Origin of the sequence: Bradyrhizobium sp. DOA9 (assembly GCF_000617845.2) — a bacterium.
Taxonomy (GTDB): domain Bacteria; phylum Pseudomonadota; class Alphaproteobacteria; order Rhizobiales; family Xanthobacteraceae; genus Bradyrhizobium.
The window spans coordinates 3,240,208-3,256,423 of sequence record NZ_DF820425.1 but is presented as its reverse complement, the minus strand read 5'-3'; the positions used below and the strand labels follow the sequence as shown (position 1 = coordinate 3,256,423).

The 16,216-nt window shown below is 65.5% G+C and carries 15 protein-coding genes; 5 read left to right on the top strand and 10 right to left on the bottom strand.

All coding sequences use genetic code 11. The annotated features are described in order from the left end of the window. Window positions 1-46 precede the first annotated feature (46 nt). The 6 genes from BDOA9_RS15190 to BDOA9_RS15165 form a co-directional block, all read right to left on the bottom strand. Window positions 47-1,018, bottom strand: a complete 972-nt coding sequence (locus BDOA9_RS15190; protein WP_025034799.1) for an ABC transporter ATP-binding protein — start codon at window positions 1,016-1,018, stop codon at window positions 47-49. Continuing rightward, complete coding sequence (locus BDOA9_RS15185; protein WP_025034798.1) at window positions 1,015-2,007, bottom strand: ABC transporter ATP-binding protein; 993 nt, start codon at window positions 2,005-2,007, stop codon at window positions 1,015-1,017. The genes BDOA9_RS15190 and BDOA9_RS15185 overlap by 4 nt, the downstream gene beginning before the upstream one ends. Next, a complete protein-coding gene (locus BDOA9_RS15180; protein WP_025034797.1) occupies window positions 2,004-2,876 on the bottom strand; it encodes an ABC transporter permease in 873 nt (290 codons plus the stop codon). Before BDOA9_RS15180 ends, BDOA9_RS15185 begins: the two co-directional genes overlap by 4 nt. Continuing rightward, window positions 2,863-3,813 carry an ABC transporter permease gene (locus BDOA9_RS15175; RefSeq protein WP_025034796.1) on the bottom strand — a complete coding sequence of 317 codons (951 nt, stop codon included), beginning with the start codon at window positions 3,811-3,813 and terminating at the stop codon, window positions 2,863-2,865. The genes BDOA9_RS15180 and BDOA9_RS15175 overlap by 14 nt, the downstream gene beginning before the upstream one ends. A gap of 7 nt (window positions 3,814-3,820) precedes the next feature. Further along, window positions 3,821-5,356: an ABC transporter substrate-binding protein gene (locus BDOA9_RS15170; protein WP_025034795.1), complete on the bottom strand. Its 1,536-nt coding sequence runs from the start codon at window positions 5,354-5,356 to the stop codon at window positions 3,821-3,823. Window positions 5,357-5,487: 131 nt separating this feature from the next. Next, window positions 5,488-6,684, bottom strand: coding sequence for a CaiB/BaiF CoA transferase family protein (locus BDOA9_RS15165; RefSeq protein ID WP_025034794.1), 1,197 nt, complete (start codon window positions 6,682-6,684; stop codon window positions 5,488-5,490). A gap of 192 nt (window positions 6,685-6,876) precedes the next feature. Here BDOA9_RS15165 and glgA point away from each other — a divergent pair, with 192 nt between their 5' ends. Further along, window positions 6,877-8,292 carry a glycogen synthase GlgA gene (glgA, locus tag BDOA9_RS15160; RefSeq protein ID WP_025034793.1) on the top strand — a complete coding sequence of 472 codons (1,416 nt, stop codon included), beginning with the start codon at window positions 6,877-6,879 and terminating at the stop codon, window positions 8,290-8,292. Window positions 8,293-8,522: 230 nt separating this feature from the next. Here glgA and BDOA9_RS15155 read toward each other — a convergent pair whose 3' ends face one another. The 3 genes from BDOA9_RS15155 to BDOA9_RS15145 form a co-directional block, all read right to left on the bottom strand. Next, complete coding sequence (locus tag BDOA9_RS15155) at window positions 8,523-9,467, bottom strand: oxygenase MpaB family protein (RefSeq protein WP_025034792.1); 945 nt, start codon at window positions 9,465-9,467, stop codon at window positions 8,523-8,525. Window positions 9,468-9,558: 91 nt separating this feature from the next. Next, window positions 9,559-10,704: a DUF3734 domain-containing protein gene (locus BDOA9_RS15150; protein WP_025034791.1), complete on the bottom strand. Its 1,146-nt coding sequence runs from the start codon at window positions 10,702-10,704 to the stop codon at window positions 9,559-9,561. A 58-nt stretch (window positions 10,705-10,762) separates the two neighbouring features. Further along, window positions 10,763-11,587, bottom strand: coding sequence for a 3-hydroxybutyrate dehydrogenase (locus tag BDOA9_RS15145; RefSeq protein WP_025034790.1), 825 nt, complete (start codon window positions 11,585-11,587; stop codon window positions 10,763-10,765). A 180-nt stretch (window positions 11,588-11,767) separates the two neighbouring features. On the opposite strand from BDOA9_RS15145, the gene BDOA9_RS15140 reads away from it, so the two are divergent. Then, a complete protein-coding gene (locus BDOA9_RS15140; RefSeq protein WP_025034789.1) occupies window positions 11,768-12,655 on the top strand; it encodes a LysR family transcriptional regulator in 888 nt (295 codons plus the stop codon). Window positions 12,656-12,664: 9 nt separating this feature from the next. Here the strand turns inward: BDOA9_RS15140 and BDOA9_RS15135 are convergent, their stop codons facing one another. Then, a complete protein-coding gene (locus BDOA9_RS15135; RefSeq protein ID WP_025034788.1) occupies window positions 12,665-13,381 on the bottom strand; it encodes a peroxiredoxin-like family protein in 717 nt (238 codons plus the stop codon). A 249-nt stretch (window positions 13,382-13,630) separates the two neighbouring features. Between BDOA9_RS15135 and BDOA9_RS15130 the strand changes: the two genes are divergently transcribed. The 3 genes from BDOA9_RS15130 (at window position 13,631) to BDOA9_RS15120 (ending at window position 16,169) form a co-directional block, all read left to right on the top strand. After that, complete coding sequence (locus BDOA9_RS15130) at window positions 13,631-14,125, top strand: DUF302 domain-containing protein (RefSeq protein ID WP_042336098.1); 495 nt, start codon at window positions 13,631-13,633, stop codon at window positions 14,123-14,125. 86 nt (window positions 14,126-14,211) lie between these two features. Further along, window positions 14,212-15,573: a dihydrolipoyl dehydrogenase family protein gene (locus BDOA9_RS15125; RefSeq protein WP_042336535.1), complete on the top strand. Its 1,362-nt coding sequence runs from the start codon at window positions 14,212-14,214 to the stop codon at window positions 15,571-15,573. Window positions 15,574-15,692: 119 nt separating this feature from the next. Beyond that, window positions 15,693-16,169 (top strand): cupin domain-containing protein, encoded by a 477-nt coding sequence (locus tag BDOA9_RS15120; protein WP_445291823.1) that lies wholly within the window; start codon window positions 15,693-15,695, stop codon window positions 16,167-16,169. The last annotated feature ends 47 nt before the right edge of the window (window positions 16,170-16,216 follow it).

The window sequence follows — 16,216 nt, the reverse complement described above, 5'->3', positions numbered from 1 at the left end:
GCACCACCATGCCATGGTCGGCGCGGCGAGACAAACCGGTCTTAGTTCAGCCCAGCGGATGGTGGCAAGCGGCGAACTGGCCGGGTGCGACCTGGCGCAACTCCGGTATCTCCGCGCTGCAACGCTGATCGGCGCGCGGGCAGCGGGTGCGGAAGCGGCAGCCGGATGGCGGCGCAATCGGCGATGGCGGCTCGCCGGCCGCCACACTTTCGGCGGGACGCACGTCCGGATCCGGCACCGGGATCGCCTGCAACAGCAGTGCGGTGTAGGGATGCGCAGGCTGCGCGAACAATTGCTCTGATGGCCCGACCTCGCAGAGCCGGCCGAGATACATCACCGCGACGCGGTCGCTGACGGCTTTGACCACCGCGAGGTCATGGGCGATGAACAGCAGCGTCAGCCCGAAGCGCGCCTTCATCTCCTCCAGCAAATTGAGGATCTGCGCGCGAATGGAGACGTCGAGCGCCGAGACCGGCTCGTCGCAGACGATGAATTCGGGGTTGAGCACCAGCGATCGCGCGATGCAGATGCGCTGGCACTGGCCGCCGGAGAATTCGTGCGGCAGGCGGTTCGCCACGAGATCGGGGTCGAGCCCGACCGCGGAGAGCACCTCGTGAACGCGCCGTTTGCGCTCGGCGGCATCCTTGATGCCGGCGATGATCAGCGGCTCGGCGACGATGTCGCCGATGCGCCGGCGCGGGTTGAGCGAAGCGATCGGATCCTGGAAGATCAGCTGCACCCGGCGGCGCATCCTGCGCAGCGCCTCGCCCTCCATCGCGGTGAGGTCCTCGCCGTCGAACATCACGCGGCCGGACTTAGGCCGGCGCAGTTGCAGCACCGCGCGGCCGAGCGTCGACTTGCCGCAGCCGGATTCGCCGACCAGCCCAAGCGTCTCGCCACGCACGACCTCGAGGCTGACACCGGAGACGGCATGAACGATCTTGTTCCCGAGGCCATATTCGACGACGAGATTATCGACGTTCAGAAGCGGCGCGGGGCGCACGGCAAGCTGCATCATGCCTCCATCCCCTCCGTCATCCGGATCGGATGGAAGCAGGCATAGACATGATCAGGCATCTCGGCGCTGGTCAGGACCGGCTTGGCCGCATGACAGTGCCTGCCCGCATAATTGCAGCGCGGCGCGAAGGAGCAGCCCTTCAGCGGCCGCGTCGGATCGGGTGGACGGCCCGAGATCGCCGGCAGCGGCGTATGCGGCGCGGCGTCGAGCTTCGGGATCGCCGCCAGCAGCGCCTCGGTGTAGGGCATGTGCATGCGCTTGAACAAGGCTTGCGTCGGCGCGCGCTCCACCACCCGGCCCGCATACATCACCGCGACCTCGTCGGCGCGGCCGGCGACGACGCCGAGATCGTGCGTGATGATGATCATCGCCATGTGGCGGCGGCGCTGCTCGCGCGCGAGCAGATCGAGGATCTGCGCCTGGATGGTGACGTCGAGCGCGGTGGTCGGCTCGTCCGCGATCAGGAGCTTCGGCTCGCAGGAGAGCGCGATCGCAATCGCGATGCGCTGGCGCATGCCGCCGGAGCATTGATGCGGATATTGCACCAGCCGCTGCTCCGGCGCGGGAATGCCGACGGCGGCGAGCAGCTCGATGCTGCGCGCTTTCGCGGCGGGCGCGTCGAGCTCGAGGTGCTCCTGGATCGTCTCCATCAACTGCGTACCGATGGTGAGCACCGGGTTGAGCGAGGTCATGGGGTCCTGGAACACGACCGCGAGATCGCGGCCGCGCAAACGCCGCAGGCTTTCAGGCGCGAGCCGCACCAGATCCTGGCCGTCGAACATCACCCGGCCCGTCAGCTTCGCCTTCTTCGGCAGCAGCTGCAGCACGGCGCGCGAGAGCATGGTCTTGCCGCAGCCGGACTCGCCGACGATCCCGAGCGTGCGGCCGGCCTGCAGCGAAAGGTCGACGTGATCGACCGCGCGCAAGTTTCCACGCGGGGTCGGCAGCTCGACCGCGACATCCTCGATGGCCAGGAGCGGAGCGCTCACAGTGCCCCCTGACGCGGGTCGGTGAGGGCCCGCAAGGTGTCGCCGACGAGGTTGAAGGCCAGCACGGTGAGGAACAGTCCGGCTGCCGGCAGGAACGCCAGCCGCGGCGCGACATCGAGGCTGTCGCGCCCCTCCCCGATCATGCTGCCCCAGCTCGCCATCGGCGGCGGCACGCCGAGGCCGAGAAAGGACAGCGCGCCCTCGACCACGATGGTGACGGCGACGCCGAGCAGGAAGAAGGCGAGCAGCGGCAGGATGACGTTCGGCAGCAGCTCGCGCAGCAGGATGCGCGCATGGCTGGCGCCGAGCGCCTCGGCCGCGATCACGAATTCGCGCCGCGCCAGCGTCAGCGTTGCCGCGCGCGCCACGCGCATGAAGGCGGGAATGCCGAGCACGCCGAGAACGATCGTGAGGTTGGGGACCGACTGGCCGAGATAGGCGACCACCGCGAGCGCGAAGATCAGCGGCGGAAAGGCGAGCAGGACGTCCATGCTGCCGACCACCAGCGTCTCGTACCGGCCGCGGAAATAGCCGGCCAGCAGGCCGAGCGCGCCGCCGACGACGAGGCCGATCATGGGCGCGATCAGCCCGACCGTCAGCGACACCCGCGCCCCGAAGATCAGCCGGGCGAGCTCGTCGCGGCCGAGCCCGTCGGTGCCGAGCCAATGCTCCCTGGAGAAGGCGGCGCGCCGTTCCAGCATGTCCATGTCGACAGGGTTCTGCAGCGGCAGCACGGGCGCCAGGATCGCGAGCGAAAGGACGATCGCGAGCCAGGCGCTTGCGATCCAGAACAACAGGCCGAGCTTGCGCTTGCGGCCGACCGGCGCGGCCACCTCTTCGTCCGGGATCGACAGCTCAAGCGTGGCCATGGCGGATCCTCGGATCGAGCACGGCGTAGAGCATGTCGACGATGAAGTTGACGATGACGAAGCCGCAGGCGACCAGCAGCACGACGCCCTGGAGGATGACGAGGTCGCGGGTGTAGATCGCCCCGACCAGCAGCCGGCCGATGCCGGGCAGCGCAAAGATCGATTCCACGATCAGCGTGCCGCCGAGCAGGCGGCCGATATTGATGCCCGTCACCGTCACCAGCGTTAGCGACGAAGGCTTGAGCGCATGCACGAACAGGATGCGCGACGGCTTGAGGCCCTTGGCCTTGGCGAGCGCGATATAATCCTCCTGCAGGGTCGCGATCATGTCGGAGCGCAGCACGCGCATGATGCCCGGCCATTCCGCCAGCGCCAGCGTCAACGCCGGCAGCACGAAGAAGCGCAAACTGGCCAGCGGCTCTTCGGTGAACGGCACATAGCCAGTCGCCGGCAGCCAGCGCAGCTCGACCGCGAACAGATAGATCAGCAGGATCGCGGTCAGGAACGACGGCATCGACAGCATCGCGAAGGCGCTGCCGGTCATGAACCGGTCGAACGCGCCGCCGGCGCGCGCGGCACAGGCGATCGCGACGGGAACGCCGATCAGGAGCCCGATGAACTCGGCCATCAGCATCAGCTGCAGCGAGACCGGAATGCGCTCGGCCACCGCCTGCAGCACCGTCTGCCCGGTGCGATACGAGCGGCCGAGATCGCCCTGCAACACGTGGCCGAGCCAGCTCAGGTAACGCCACCACAACGGCTGGTCGAGCCCCATGTCGCGGCGCAGCGCGGCGACATTTTCCGGTGTTGCCTGGTCGCCGAGGATGACGAGCGCGAGATCGCCGGGCAGCAGCGAGGCGATCAGGAACGTCAGCAACGAGACGGCGAGCAGGACCGGCAGCATGGCAAGCAGCCGCCGCGCGACGAAGTTCAGCATCGCGTGGTCATTCCAGCCAGGTGGTCGAGACGTCGATCACGCCGTTGTACATTTTCGGGAAGCCCTTCAGCTTGGCGCTGGACAACGCGTAATAGGTATTCTGGAAGGTCCAGAACCAGATCGCCTCCTTGTTGATCAGGCGGCTGATGGCGCAATAATCCTCGGTGCGCTGGGCGATATCGGCGGTGACGCGCGCATGGTCCAGCAGCTTGTCGAGCTCGGGGTTCGAATATCCGGCGAGCGCCAGCGGGCTGCCGCTGCGGAAATTCGCGTACATCTGCGGATCGGGATCGGCGAGATCGACGATGCGCCACGGCGTCAGCTGGAACTGCCGGGTGAAGGCGCGCGTCGGAATCGTGGCCTGGTCGACCTGCTCGATCTCCATGTTGGCGCCGACGCGTTTCCAGAATTGCTGCAGCACCTGGCCGACCATGCGGCCGCGCGGAGTCGCCGTCACCAGCATCTTGAACTCGACCGGCTTGCCGTAATCCTTGATCAGCGCCTTGGCCTTCTCGACGTCGAACGGCAGCGCCCCGTCGTCCTTGCACTTGACCCAGGAGCCGTCGCCGTAAGGATTGCTCGCGGGCCGGCTCAGGCCATTGCTGATCGCCTGCGACATCTTCGGACGGTCGATCGCCATCACCAGCGCCTGCCGCACCCTGACGTCGTCGAACGGCGCCACCTTGGTGTTGAAGGCATAGACGGCCGCACCCGAGCCCTTGTAGGTGTGCACGGTGAGCTTGGAGTCCTTCTGCGCCTTCATGATGTTGTCGGCGTCGTTCTCGTCGTCCCAGATGATGTCGGCCTCGCCCGATTGCAGCGAGGCGAAGCGCGACTGCGCGTCCGGCAGCGGCTTCAGGACGATGCGGTCGAGATAGGGGCGGCCCTTGTCCCAATAGTTCGGGTTCTTTTCCAGCACCATGCGGTCGCCGGCGGTCCAGGATTTCAGGATATAGGGACCGGTGCCGACCGGATTGCGGTTGTAGTCGTCGCCCTTGGTCTTCCAGGCGGTCGGTGAATGGACGGCGTTGTTCTGGCTCTGGATGGTGATCGTCGCCGGCAGGTTCACGCTGGGATCGGTGAGATTGTAGATGAGGGTGTATTCGTCCGGCGCCAGCACCTCCTTGACGTGGGTGATGTAGAAGGCGCAGCGGCACTTGTTGGCGGGGTCCTTCTGCCGGTCGAAATTCTCCTTGAAGGCCTGCGCATTGAACGGCGTGCCGTCGTGGAATTTCACGCCTTCGCGGAGCTTGAAGGTCCAGGTCTTGTAATCGTCGGAATGGGTCCAGGACACCGCGAGCTTCGGCGCCGCCTCGCCCTTGTCATTCAGCGTGGTGAGCGTGTCGAAGATCGCGGCGGCAGCGGTGAAGGTCGAGGTGTCGTACACGCCCACCTTGAGCGGATCGAAGCCCGGAATATCCAGCTCCTGGCCGACGGTGATGCTGCCGCCCGATTTCTGCGCCTGCACCGGGGTAGACAGTGCAAATGCCGCAACGAGGAAAATAGGCACGCGCTTGCGCGCCGCGGACGTCGCGTTCGTCATGGTTCCTCCCGGGATCACTCGTCCGATGTTTCGGATCGTTGAATGACTCGGAAGCGAGCTTGGCGACAAATGCCCGGCTCGGCAAGAGGAACGAACGAGAGGTCAAACGCCGCATGTGGCGGCGCTGCGACTCAGGATATCGCGGCTGTTTTGCCTGGCGGAATTGATACACCGCCTGCAAGGCCGATCTCCTCGCGCAGCGCGGCGGTGTGCTGGCCGAGCACGGACACGGTCCCGGCCGGCGTCGTATCAGCCCCCGACATCCGAAACGGCAGGTTGAGCACCTGGAATGAGCCGCCCTCGTCCCGAACCTCCGAGAGGGCCCGGCGATGCGCAAGCTGCGGATCGGCCAAGGCCTCGGACACGCTGCGATAGGCCGAGGCCGGCACGCCGGCAGCACCGAGCAGGCCGAGACATTCATCGGTCGAAAGCTGCCGCGACCAGATTTCGACGCCGTCCATCAGCTCGGCCCAGTTTTCGCGGCGCGCGGCATAGGTGGCGAAGCGTGGATCGGAGACCCAGTCGGGGCGGCCGATCACCCCCATCAAGGCCTGGAACGTCTTCTCGCTGGCGATCGTGATCATGACGTAGCCGCTTGCCGTCTCAGTCGGTCCGAACATCGGGCGCGGCGGCGGCGGCACCGCGAATTGCGAGCTCTGCAGTTCGGTCAGCGTCAGCGACAGCATGGTTTCCAGCATGGAGACGTCGATGTGCTGGCCGATCCCGGTCACGGTGCGCTGATACAGCGCGGACGCGATCGCGCCGAAAGCATAGGTGCCGGTGACGACGTCGGCGTGGTAGATGCCGCAATAATCCGGGCGGTTGCGGCCGGGCTGATAGGCGAGATGGGCCATGTCGTAGCCCGAGGCGGCGTGGATCACCGGGGCGTAGGCCGGCAGCTCGGCCGAGGGGCCGGTCTGGCCATAGCCCGAGATCGAGCAATAGATCAGCCTCGGGTTGACCTGTCGCAGGCTGTCGTAGTCGAGCCCAAGGCGGCGCATCACGCCGGGACGGAAGTTCTCGACCAGAATGTCCGAGGTCGCGGCCAGCCGGCGCACCGCCTCCTTGCCGTCCTCGGATTTAAGGTCGAGGACCGCGCTCTTCTTGCCGACATTGAGCTGGCCGAATGCGGTGCTGCAGCCGTTGCGCAAGGGGGGCCGGGTCCGCATCGTCTCCCCGCCGTCGGTCTCGATCTTGATGACCTCGGCGCCTATGTCGGCGAGCATCCGCGTGCAATGGGGCCCGGCGATGGTGGTCGAAAAATCCAGCACCCGCAAACCCGCCATGACCTTTGTCAACGTCCCCTCATGCTTATCTGCTAGCTGCATGCCTGCCTGCGTCCTCGACTCTTTGGAACCATCGAAGTTCTTTGTTGTTGATGCGGCGACCCTAGAGGGCGGCGGCTGAGTAGGAAAGTGTTTACCGAGCAGACGTGCCGCGTGGGCGGGCTTTGGAATTCCAGCACAACTGGACCCGTTCTTGCATAGCAGCAGGCGGGGGTTGGAAGAGGGCGGCGGTTCTTGAGGGTCTTGTTCGTCACCACAGAGATGGACGACTTCGTCCGCGTCGGCGGACTGGGCGCCGTTTCCGCCGCCCTTCCCCGCGCACTTCGCTCCTTCGCCGATATCCGGATCATGCTGCCCGGCTATCGCGACATCATCGAGCAACTCACGCATATTCAGATCGTCGGCCGCTGTCCTGCATTCGCGGAGATGCCGGCCTGCTCGCTCGGCCGGGCCGCGACCAAGGACGGCCTGCCGGTCTATGTGCTGCTGTGCTCGCAGCTCTACGATCGGCCCGGCAACCCCTATGGCGACGAGTTCGGGCGCGACTGGCCCGACAACGACATCCGCTTCGCGCGCTTCGCCTCGGCGGCGGCTGAGCTCGCCATGGGCAAGCTGGACAAGAATTGGGCAGCAGACCTGATCCATGCCAATGACTGGCAGGCCTCGCTCGTGCCGGCCTATCTGGCCTGGCAGGGCGCCAAGCTGCCGTCCATCCTGACCATCCATAACCTCGCTTATCAGGGCCTCTTCCCGAAGGACTCGCTGCGGCGGATCGGCGCACCGGAGAGCTCCTTCCACATCGACGGTGTCGAGTTCTACGACCAGGTCTCCTTCCTCAAGGCGGGCCTCGTCTACGCCTCCCACCTCACCACGGTCAGCGGCACCTATGCGCGGGAGATCACCACCGCCGAGTTCGGCTGCGGCCTGGAGGGCCTGCTCCGGCTGCGCTCCGACGCCGCCGAGCTCACCGGCATCCTCAACGGCATCGACGAGAGCTGGGACCCCCGCTCCTGCGCCCAGCTCGCCCAGCAATTCGGCGCCGGCGACTGGATCGGCAAGAAGGCGAACGCGGACTATGTCCGCAAGCAGTTCGGGCTGGCGGTCTCGCGCGGGCCGATGTTCGGCATCGTCGCGCGGCTCGTGCACCAGAAGGGCATCGACCTCGTTCTGTCGGCGGCGGACGAGATCGTCGACGCCGGCGGGCAGATCGTGGTCACCGGCTCCGGCGAGCCGGCGCTCGAGCAGGCCCTGATCGACGCGCACCGCCGTCGCCCCGACGCGATCGGGGTTGCGATCGGCTTCAACGACGCCCAGGCGCGGCGCATCTTCGCCGGCAGCGATTTCACCTTGATGCCGTCGCGGTTCGAGCCGTGCGGGCTGAGCCAGATGTACGCCCAGCGCTTCGGCTCGCTGCCGATCGGTCACCAGACCGGCGGCCTCGCCGAGACCATCAGCGACGGCGAGACCGGATTCCTGTTCTCGAGGCCATCGCGCGAGTCGTTCCTCGGCGGCGTGCGGCGCGCGTTCTCGGCCTTCATGGCCCACGACCAGCTCGACACCATGCGCCGCAGCGCCATGGGCCGCTCGTTCTCCTGGAGCATCTCGGCGGGCAGCTACAGCGCGCTGTACCGCAAGCTGGCGTCGGTGTGAGCCCGAGGCGCATGCTCGTCATTGCGAGCGCAGCACTCTCCACGCGTCATTGCGAGGAGCCCTTGCGACGAAGCAATCCAGAATCTTTCCGCGGAGGGACTCTGGATTGCTTCGCTGCGCTCGCAATGACGAGGAGGAAAAAGTCGCGCGCCCACTCCCCTCTCCTGCCCCGGACGCAGCGCAGCGTCTCTTCGACGGTGCGCTGCTGAGCCGGGACACGCCGGGAGCGCTCAGCGACGCGCGTCCATCTGCGGCCGGCCGATCCAGGCGCGGTTGAGACACCGTGTCATCCAATCAGGCTGCGCTTCGCCCCGCAGCCGCGCCTGCGCTTCCTGGTAGGGACTGACATAGCGCAGCCGATCAGGCAATTTCGGATAGACGCGCCTGATCCATCGCAGCGCGTTGTCGGCGGATCGGATCGCGCGCTCGTCGAGCTCAAAACCAAAGCCTGCACGCAAGCCCTCGGGCAGCATGCTCGCGGTGATCGCGCGATACCAGCGCGGCGGCCGCAGCCACGGGCGCGCGCCGCTAAATATTTGCGCGGCGATCTCGCGCGCCGCAGGGCCGACGGTCAGCGTCTCCGACTGCGCCATGGCCTCGGTATAGGCGACGAAGCCGGACCAGTCCGCCGGCAAATCATCCCCCGTCAATCCGAACAGGGCGCCGTACAGCCTGGCCTCGCTCCAATAGCGATCGCGCTCCTCCGCCGAGAGTGGCGGCAGCACCAGATCATGTGCCATGAGCGCGGTCTCGACCAGCGTGGCGTGAACCCAGCGCAGCGACGCAATGTCGTTGGCGCAATAACGCGAGCCGGCCGCGAACGGCCCTACGGTCTCGGGCATCTCGCCGACGATCATGCTGTGACGCCGATGCAATTGCCGGGACGACAGCAGCGCCCGGTCCAGCGAGCCGAACACCATCGTAAAGACAAGGTCGAAGGTGCGATGGAAGCGGCCGATCGGATCGGCAAGGGTGCGCGAATGCTCGGCGATCGCCGCCGCCACCCATGGATGGGCCAGTTGCAACAGCAGCGCACGGCCGGCGCCGAGAAAGAGCACGGCCTCCCGGTCGATCTGCCAGGTCAGTGAGGCCGGACCGAATACGCCCGCGACCGGTCCCGCCGCGTTGGCACGCAGCGTATCGAGCGTCTTCTCCAGATCTTTCTCAGCGACCAATTGCAGGCCTCGCGACGAAGATACGGCGACCATACTCCGGACCGCGCGCCTGCAAAATCGCCCTCGTGCGAAGCCATGACGGACAGAGCCCTCACTCCGCCGCCATCGGCATTTCGTCCATATGCTCGTGCAGCACGACGCCGGCAAGCGGATCGAATTCGCCGATCCAGGGCTTGCGCGCCAGGACCGATCGCGTGTGAGCGTAACCGGCATGCCAGCGCCGCGTGATTCCCGACGGACTGAAGTCGATATCTTTGGTATGGGTCTCGTGCTCGAGCTGCGGCGCCAGCAGCCGCACCACATGCATGCGGGTTGGACAGCCGTAGCTCGTCAGCTCCCTCACCGCGGGATCGTTTCGCTCGCTCTCAGGCAGCCGCGCCGCGAGCTGGTTGATGACGTGGCGCAGGCGATGGGCCTGCTGCTGGCGCACGATCTGGCTGGCGATGCGGCTGGAATATTGCACGTCCTTGTGCCGGTTCAGCACCTCAGCCATCGTGGTCGGCTCCGGCCCGACCGGATTCCATAAGTGCACGGAGAAGATCAGCGAATCCCTGCGCGGATTGTCGTCGAACACCGCTTCGGTCGGCGTATTCGACAGGATGCCGCCGTCCCAATAGAGCTCGCCGTCGATGCGCACGGCGGGGAAAGCCGGCGGCAGCGCGCCCGACGCCATCACGTGCTTCACCGTCAGCTCGCCGTCGCGGCTGTCGAAATAGCGCATTTCGCTAGTGCCGACATGAGCCGCACCGACCGTCAGGCGCGGCGCACAGCGGTTGGCGAGATCGAAATCGACGAGTTCGCTCAGCGTCTTCTCCAGCGGCGCGGTCGAATAATAGCCGGCGTGATCGGCGCCCAGCGGATAGGAATCGCCGGCATGGGCCAGCGGATTGGGCCGGAAGAAACCGGCAATGCCGTGGCTCACGGTCGACCAATAGGCCAGCTTCTCGTTGAAGCCGGGAAACGCGGAGCGCCAGTCCCAGACCGGCTGCTGCTCCATCCGCTTCCAGAACTCCCGCAAGCGCGCGAGCCGGTGCTCGGGCGCGTTGCCGGCGATGAGGCTCGCATTGATCGCGCCGATCGAGGTGCCGATGATCCAGTCCGGCTCGATGCCGGCTTCGTGCAAGGCCTGGTAGACCCCGGCCTGGTATGAGCCGAGCGCACCGCCGCCCTGTAGCACGAGCACGACCTGACCCGGCAGGTCGAACCTCTTGTGCTGCGAATTGTCCTGCGTGCTCATGTCTCGCTCCTGGTGAGCTTGCACCGTTCGAGTATTCGACTTGCTGCGCCGGCCCATGTCAATGCGCGGTCCACCCGCCGTCGACCGGCAGCGCAACGCCGGTGATCGAGGCCGACGCGTCCGTCGACAGGAACACCGCGAGTGCGCCGAGCTCCTCGACCGTAACAAAGCGCTTGTTCGGCTGTTGCGCCAGCAGCACGTCGCGGATCACCTGATCGCGGGAGATGCCGTGGGCCTTGGCCTGGCCGTCGATCTGCGCCTCGACCAGCGGCGTATGGACATAACCAGGGCAGATCGCGTTGCAGGTGATGCCTTCCTCCGCAGTTTCCAGCGCCGTCACCTTGGTGAGGCCGACGATGCCATGCTTGGCGGTGACATAGGCTGCCTTGAGCGGCGAACCGACCAGGCCGTGCGTGGACGCAATGTTGATGATCCGGCCAAAACCGTTCTGCCGCATGGCCGGCAACGCGAGCCGCGTGGTGTGGAAGGCCGAAGACAGATTGATCGCGAGGATCTGGTCCCACTTCTCGACCGGAAACTGGTCGAGCGGCGCGACATGCTGGATGCCGGCGTTGTTGACCAGGATGTCCAGCCGGCCGGATTGGGCCACCGTCGCCGCGATCATTTCGGCGATCGATTTCGGCCTCGACATGTCCGCCGGCGAATAGCTTGCCTTGACGCCGAACTCGGCGGCGATCTGCTCGCGCGTCCGGCCGATCTCGCTGGCCACGCCAAGGCCATTGAGCACGATGTCGGCGCCGGGGGCGGCCAGCGCCCGTGCGATGCCGAGACCGATGCCGCTGGTCGACCCGGTGACAAGGGCCACCTTGCCGGCCAGCACGCGTGAGGAAGCGGACGCCTGCGTCTTGATGGGGATATTCATGATCCAGACCTCTTCTCGGCGCGACACCGCGCCAGGCTGGAGCGGAATGTGCGGGATCTCCGGGATCTGCGGAAATGCCGGTTGGCTTCCGAGTCCATACGTCCGCGCTATCGCAGGCGGGATGTCATTTCCCGCCCTGATCGGCTAGATTCCCGGTCGATTTCTGCTGGGAGCCGATCCATGGAAATGCACCAGGTCCGCTATTTCCTCGCGGTGGCGCAGCTCTTGAACTTCACGCGCGCGGCCGAGGAGTGCAACGTGACGCAGCCCTCGCTGACGCGCGCGATCAAGCAGCTCGAGGCCGAGCTTGGCGGCGACCTGTTCCGCCGCGAGCGCCCCGCCGCGCAGTTGACCGAGCTCGGCCAGCGCATGCATCCGCTGCTGAAGCAGTGCTATGACGCGGCGATCGGCGCGCGCTCGCTGGCCTCCTCCTTCAGGAGCGGAGAGATCGGTGCGCTCCGCATTGCGCTGACGCATTCGATCGACCTCGCCCTCTTGATTCCGCATCTCAACGAGATCAAGCGGCAGTTCAACCGGCTCGAATTCCGCTTCCTGCGCGGCTCGGGCCGGGAGGTCGGCGACTTCCTGAAGAAGGGCGAAGCCGAGCTCGGCATTGCGGCCGAGATCGACGAGGCCTGGGACCGGCTGGACGTCTGGCCGCTGTTCACCGAGAGCTTTGAGCTCGTCGTCGGTGACGGGCATCGGCTGGCCGGCCGCAGCTCGGTCGAGCTGGACGATCTGCGTTCGGAGCTGCTGCTGACTCGAACCTTCTGCGAGCACGCGCGGCGCATCTCCGCGAGCCTGCGCGAGCACGGCATCGACATCGAACAGGGTCACGAGGTCTCGAACGAGCGCGACTTGATCGAGCTGGTCGAGGCCGAGATGGGCATCGCCATGATGCCGCACACCTCACCTGTGCCGGAGCGGCTGACGCGCGCCGCAGTCTCAGGGCTGGACGCCCGCCGCACCGTCAACCTCTATGGGGTCGCCGGCCGGCAACGCACCGCCGTGGGCAACGCCGTGATGCGCATGCTGCGCGGCGCCGACTGGCGCGAGATCGCGGGGTAGCGCGGGCGCTCAATTCTCCCGGCTAACACGCTCCAGCGCTTCGATCAGATCGTCGATCTCCATGCGCTTGCGGAAATCCGGATCGACGAAGCGGGCTTTCACGATGCCGTCGCGTCCGACCACGAACACGGCGGGGATCGGCAGCATCCAGCCTTCATTGCCGTGGAATTTCGCCATGTCCTGATAGGACAGCAATTGCTGGATCTCGGCGCCGAGCCAGATCGCGAGGTTGAGCGACAGCGCGTAGCCGTTGTCGAGATCGGTCAGGATCGGAAACGGCGCGCCCGAGTCGGCCTTGAACGTCTCCGTGAACTCCTGGGTCTCCGGCATGATCGCGACGATCTGAGCGCCCATTGCATTGATGTCGTCTTGGGCCTGGATCACCGCGCGCATGTTCAGTCGGCAGTAAGGGCACCAATGGCCTCGAAAGAACATGACTGCTACGGGACCGCGCTCAATCAGCGAAGGAAGTGTGACCAGATGCCCATTCTCGTCCGGCAACATGAAGGGCGGCATCACCTCACCCGGACGCGGTGCGCTTTCTCCGCCCCCATTTTCGGCCAACCTTGCCACGAGGCGGTCGACCGCGTCGCCATAGGCCGGAAAGATCTCTCGACCGGCATTCGCGTACGCTCGAAGCTGCTCGTTCAGGGTCCCCTCCATGTCACGGCAGCGCTGGAAGGCAAGCTTGAGCCGCTCAGCATCGGTTGGGGAAAGGGCCGTCATTTTTCCGCTCCGGCATTGGTGAGGCCTATTATTTGGCATTTCAGCCGCCCCGCAAGGGCCGCCGGTCGATCGAATGCTTGATCCCCTTCAAATGGAAATGCCGATCCACAATCGGTTTGATAGCTGCGGCCTATCGCACCTGCGATAGCCCGGAGCTATTGCTTCAAGAGCCAGACGGCATTTCAACTGCTTGAACCGAGCGTCCATCCTTCCCGCAGTCCAAAGCTACCATTGCCGGAGAAGAATGCCATGGGCCGTCGCATCACTCTGAACGCTGCGAATCTTGCCACCTCGCTTGTACTTTTGTTCCTCGTGCTTTCGGCGGCGGCGTCGGCCGCCCGCGCCGAAAGCGATCACGGGATCGTACGCGTGAAGAGCGCAGTATCGATGTCGGAAGCGATCAGCCGCATCAAGGCGGACCTTGCCGCCAAGGGCATCAAGTTCTTCCTGGAGGTCGATCAATCGAAGCTCGCCTCGGAAGCCGGGATCACGCTCAGACCTTCCACCTTGCTCATCTTCGGCAATCCCCCCCTCGGGACTCAGTTCATCACGGCAAACCCCAACGCGGGGCTCGACTGGCCGGTCCGCCTGCTGCTTACGCAGGATGACAATGGCGACGTCTGGGCCGTATGGACCGACTTCGACTGGATTGCCAAGCGGCACAACATCAGCAACCGCGAAGCGCAGTTCAAGATGGCAACGATGGTGGTCCGGTCCATCACTTCCACCATCACGGCGAAGTAACGACTGGAACGCTCACAGCCGGCCCGCATCGAATGACGCGCTCCGGCGCTCGGCTGCACTCCGCTCCGAACCTGAAGGCGCGACCGATGACCATCGAAGCATTCGACGTCGTGATCCTAGGCGGCGGCAACGCCGGGATCGGCGTGACCGGACCGGCCCGCCGCGCTGGCCTCTCGGTCGCAATGATCGAGCCGCGCGATCTCGGTGGCACCTGTCCAAACCGCGGCTGCACGCCAAAGAAGATTTTGGTCGCCGCGAGTCAGTCGCTGCACGACATCGAGCGCGCGTCCGCTCATCATATCACCGTCAGCAAACCCAGGCTTGATTGGGCGGCGCTAATCGAGCGCGAGAAGGCGATGATCCAGGATATTCCGGGCGATCTAGCGCGCACCATGGCGCGCCGAGACGTCGAGGTGGTCAGGGGCAAGGGCGTCTTCGTCGCCTCTAGTGCGATCGGCGTCGGCGGTCGCTTATTCGAGGCCAAGCATATCGTGGTCGCCACCGGATCCAGGGCACGACCGCTGCCAATCCCAGGTGCGGAGCACATGATCACCTCGGACGAGATACTTAGCGAACGCAAGTTGCCGGGCTCCGTCGTCTTCCTCGGCGGCGGCGTGATCTCGCTGGAGTTCGGTCACATCTATGTGCGGGCCGGCGCTGCCGTAACGATCCTCGAAGTGCTCCCGCAAATTCTCCCTTCAATGGACATGGATGCCGTCGCGCAACTGCGGACCGAAAGCGAACGCATCGGCATCAAGATTAGGACCGGCGTCGTCGTCCAGCGGATCGAGCCGGCGAGCGGCCGGCTTCGGGTCGTCTTTACCCAGGACGGCATCGAGCAGGTGCTGGAAGCGGATCGCGTCGTAAACGGTGCTGGTCGAGTGGCCGATACCGAAGGGCTCGACCTGACCAAAGGTCAAGTCGAGCACGTCAACGGCCGGATCGTCGTCGACCGATATTTGCGTTCAACTTCGAATCCTCGGGTTTACGTTTGCGGAGACGCGGTGCCGATCTCGCCGCAGCTGTCCCCCGTGGCGACCTATGAAGGCGACATAGTCGGCCGCAACATCGTCGATGGGCCGCACCACGCGCCTGACTACGCCGGCCTGGCGACATCCGTCTACACTGTGCCGGCCCTCGCCGCCGTCGGCCTCACCGAAACGGCGGCGCGGGAATCCGGTTCGGAGGTCGATGTTCACGTCAACGACATGCGCGAGTGGTTCTCGTCGCGATCATATGCCGAAACCGTTGCATGGTCGAAAGTGATCGTCGATCAGGCCACAGACAGGATCCTCGGCGCGCACATCGTCGGCCACGCCGGTCAGGAGCTGATCAACGTATTTGGCCTCGCCATCAAGTTCGGCATCACCGCAAAGCAACTGCGTGACACGGTCTACGCTTATCCGACGTTTTCGGCTGACCTCAAACACATGCTGGGACGTGCATAGCGGCCCGCTATGGTGTCGAAAGATAGACGGCATTTCAGAGTGCATTTGATTTCGACGAAGCTTCTGTCATTGCCGGCGCCCAACGAGGTTACGGCCAACACAGGAGATCCTCCATGCCCATGACCTGCAAATTTTCGCATAGCATCTGGCCCGGACTTGCCCTTTTCGGCGCTCTCAGTCTCTCGGTGCAGCCGGTCTTCGCCGGCGAATGTCCGGCCGGCAAGACCAAGCCGAACGCGCAGCCGATGGTCGACTACAAGCCGGTTGGCGTCACCGACGTGACGCTCGGCGCGATCGATCTCGGCAAGCAGCCCGCCCGTATCGAAGGGCGCGAGCTGCGCTTCCGCAAGCTGACGATCGCGCCCGGCGGCATCGTGCCCTGGCACAGCCATGACGATCGCCCCGCCCTGATCTTCGTGCAGCAGGGCGAGATCGTCGAATACGCTTCCAACTGCGTCGATCCGATCGTGCACAAGGCCGGCGACATCCGCCCCGAAGTCCACGGCACCTCGCACTGGTGGAAGAACCTCGGCAAGGAGACCGTCATTCTCTATGTCGGCGACGTCCGCAAGGATCCCAACGACAAGCACATGTAACGAGCGCTCTTCAGCCCCAGCGGCCGTTACGAAATGCGGCGCCCGGG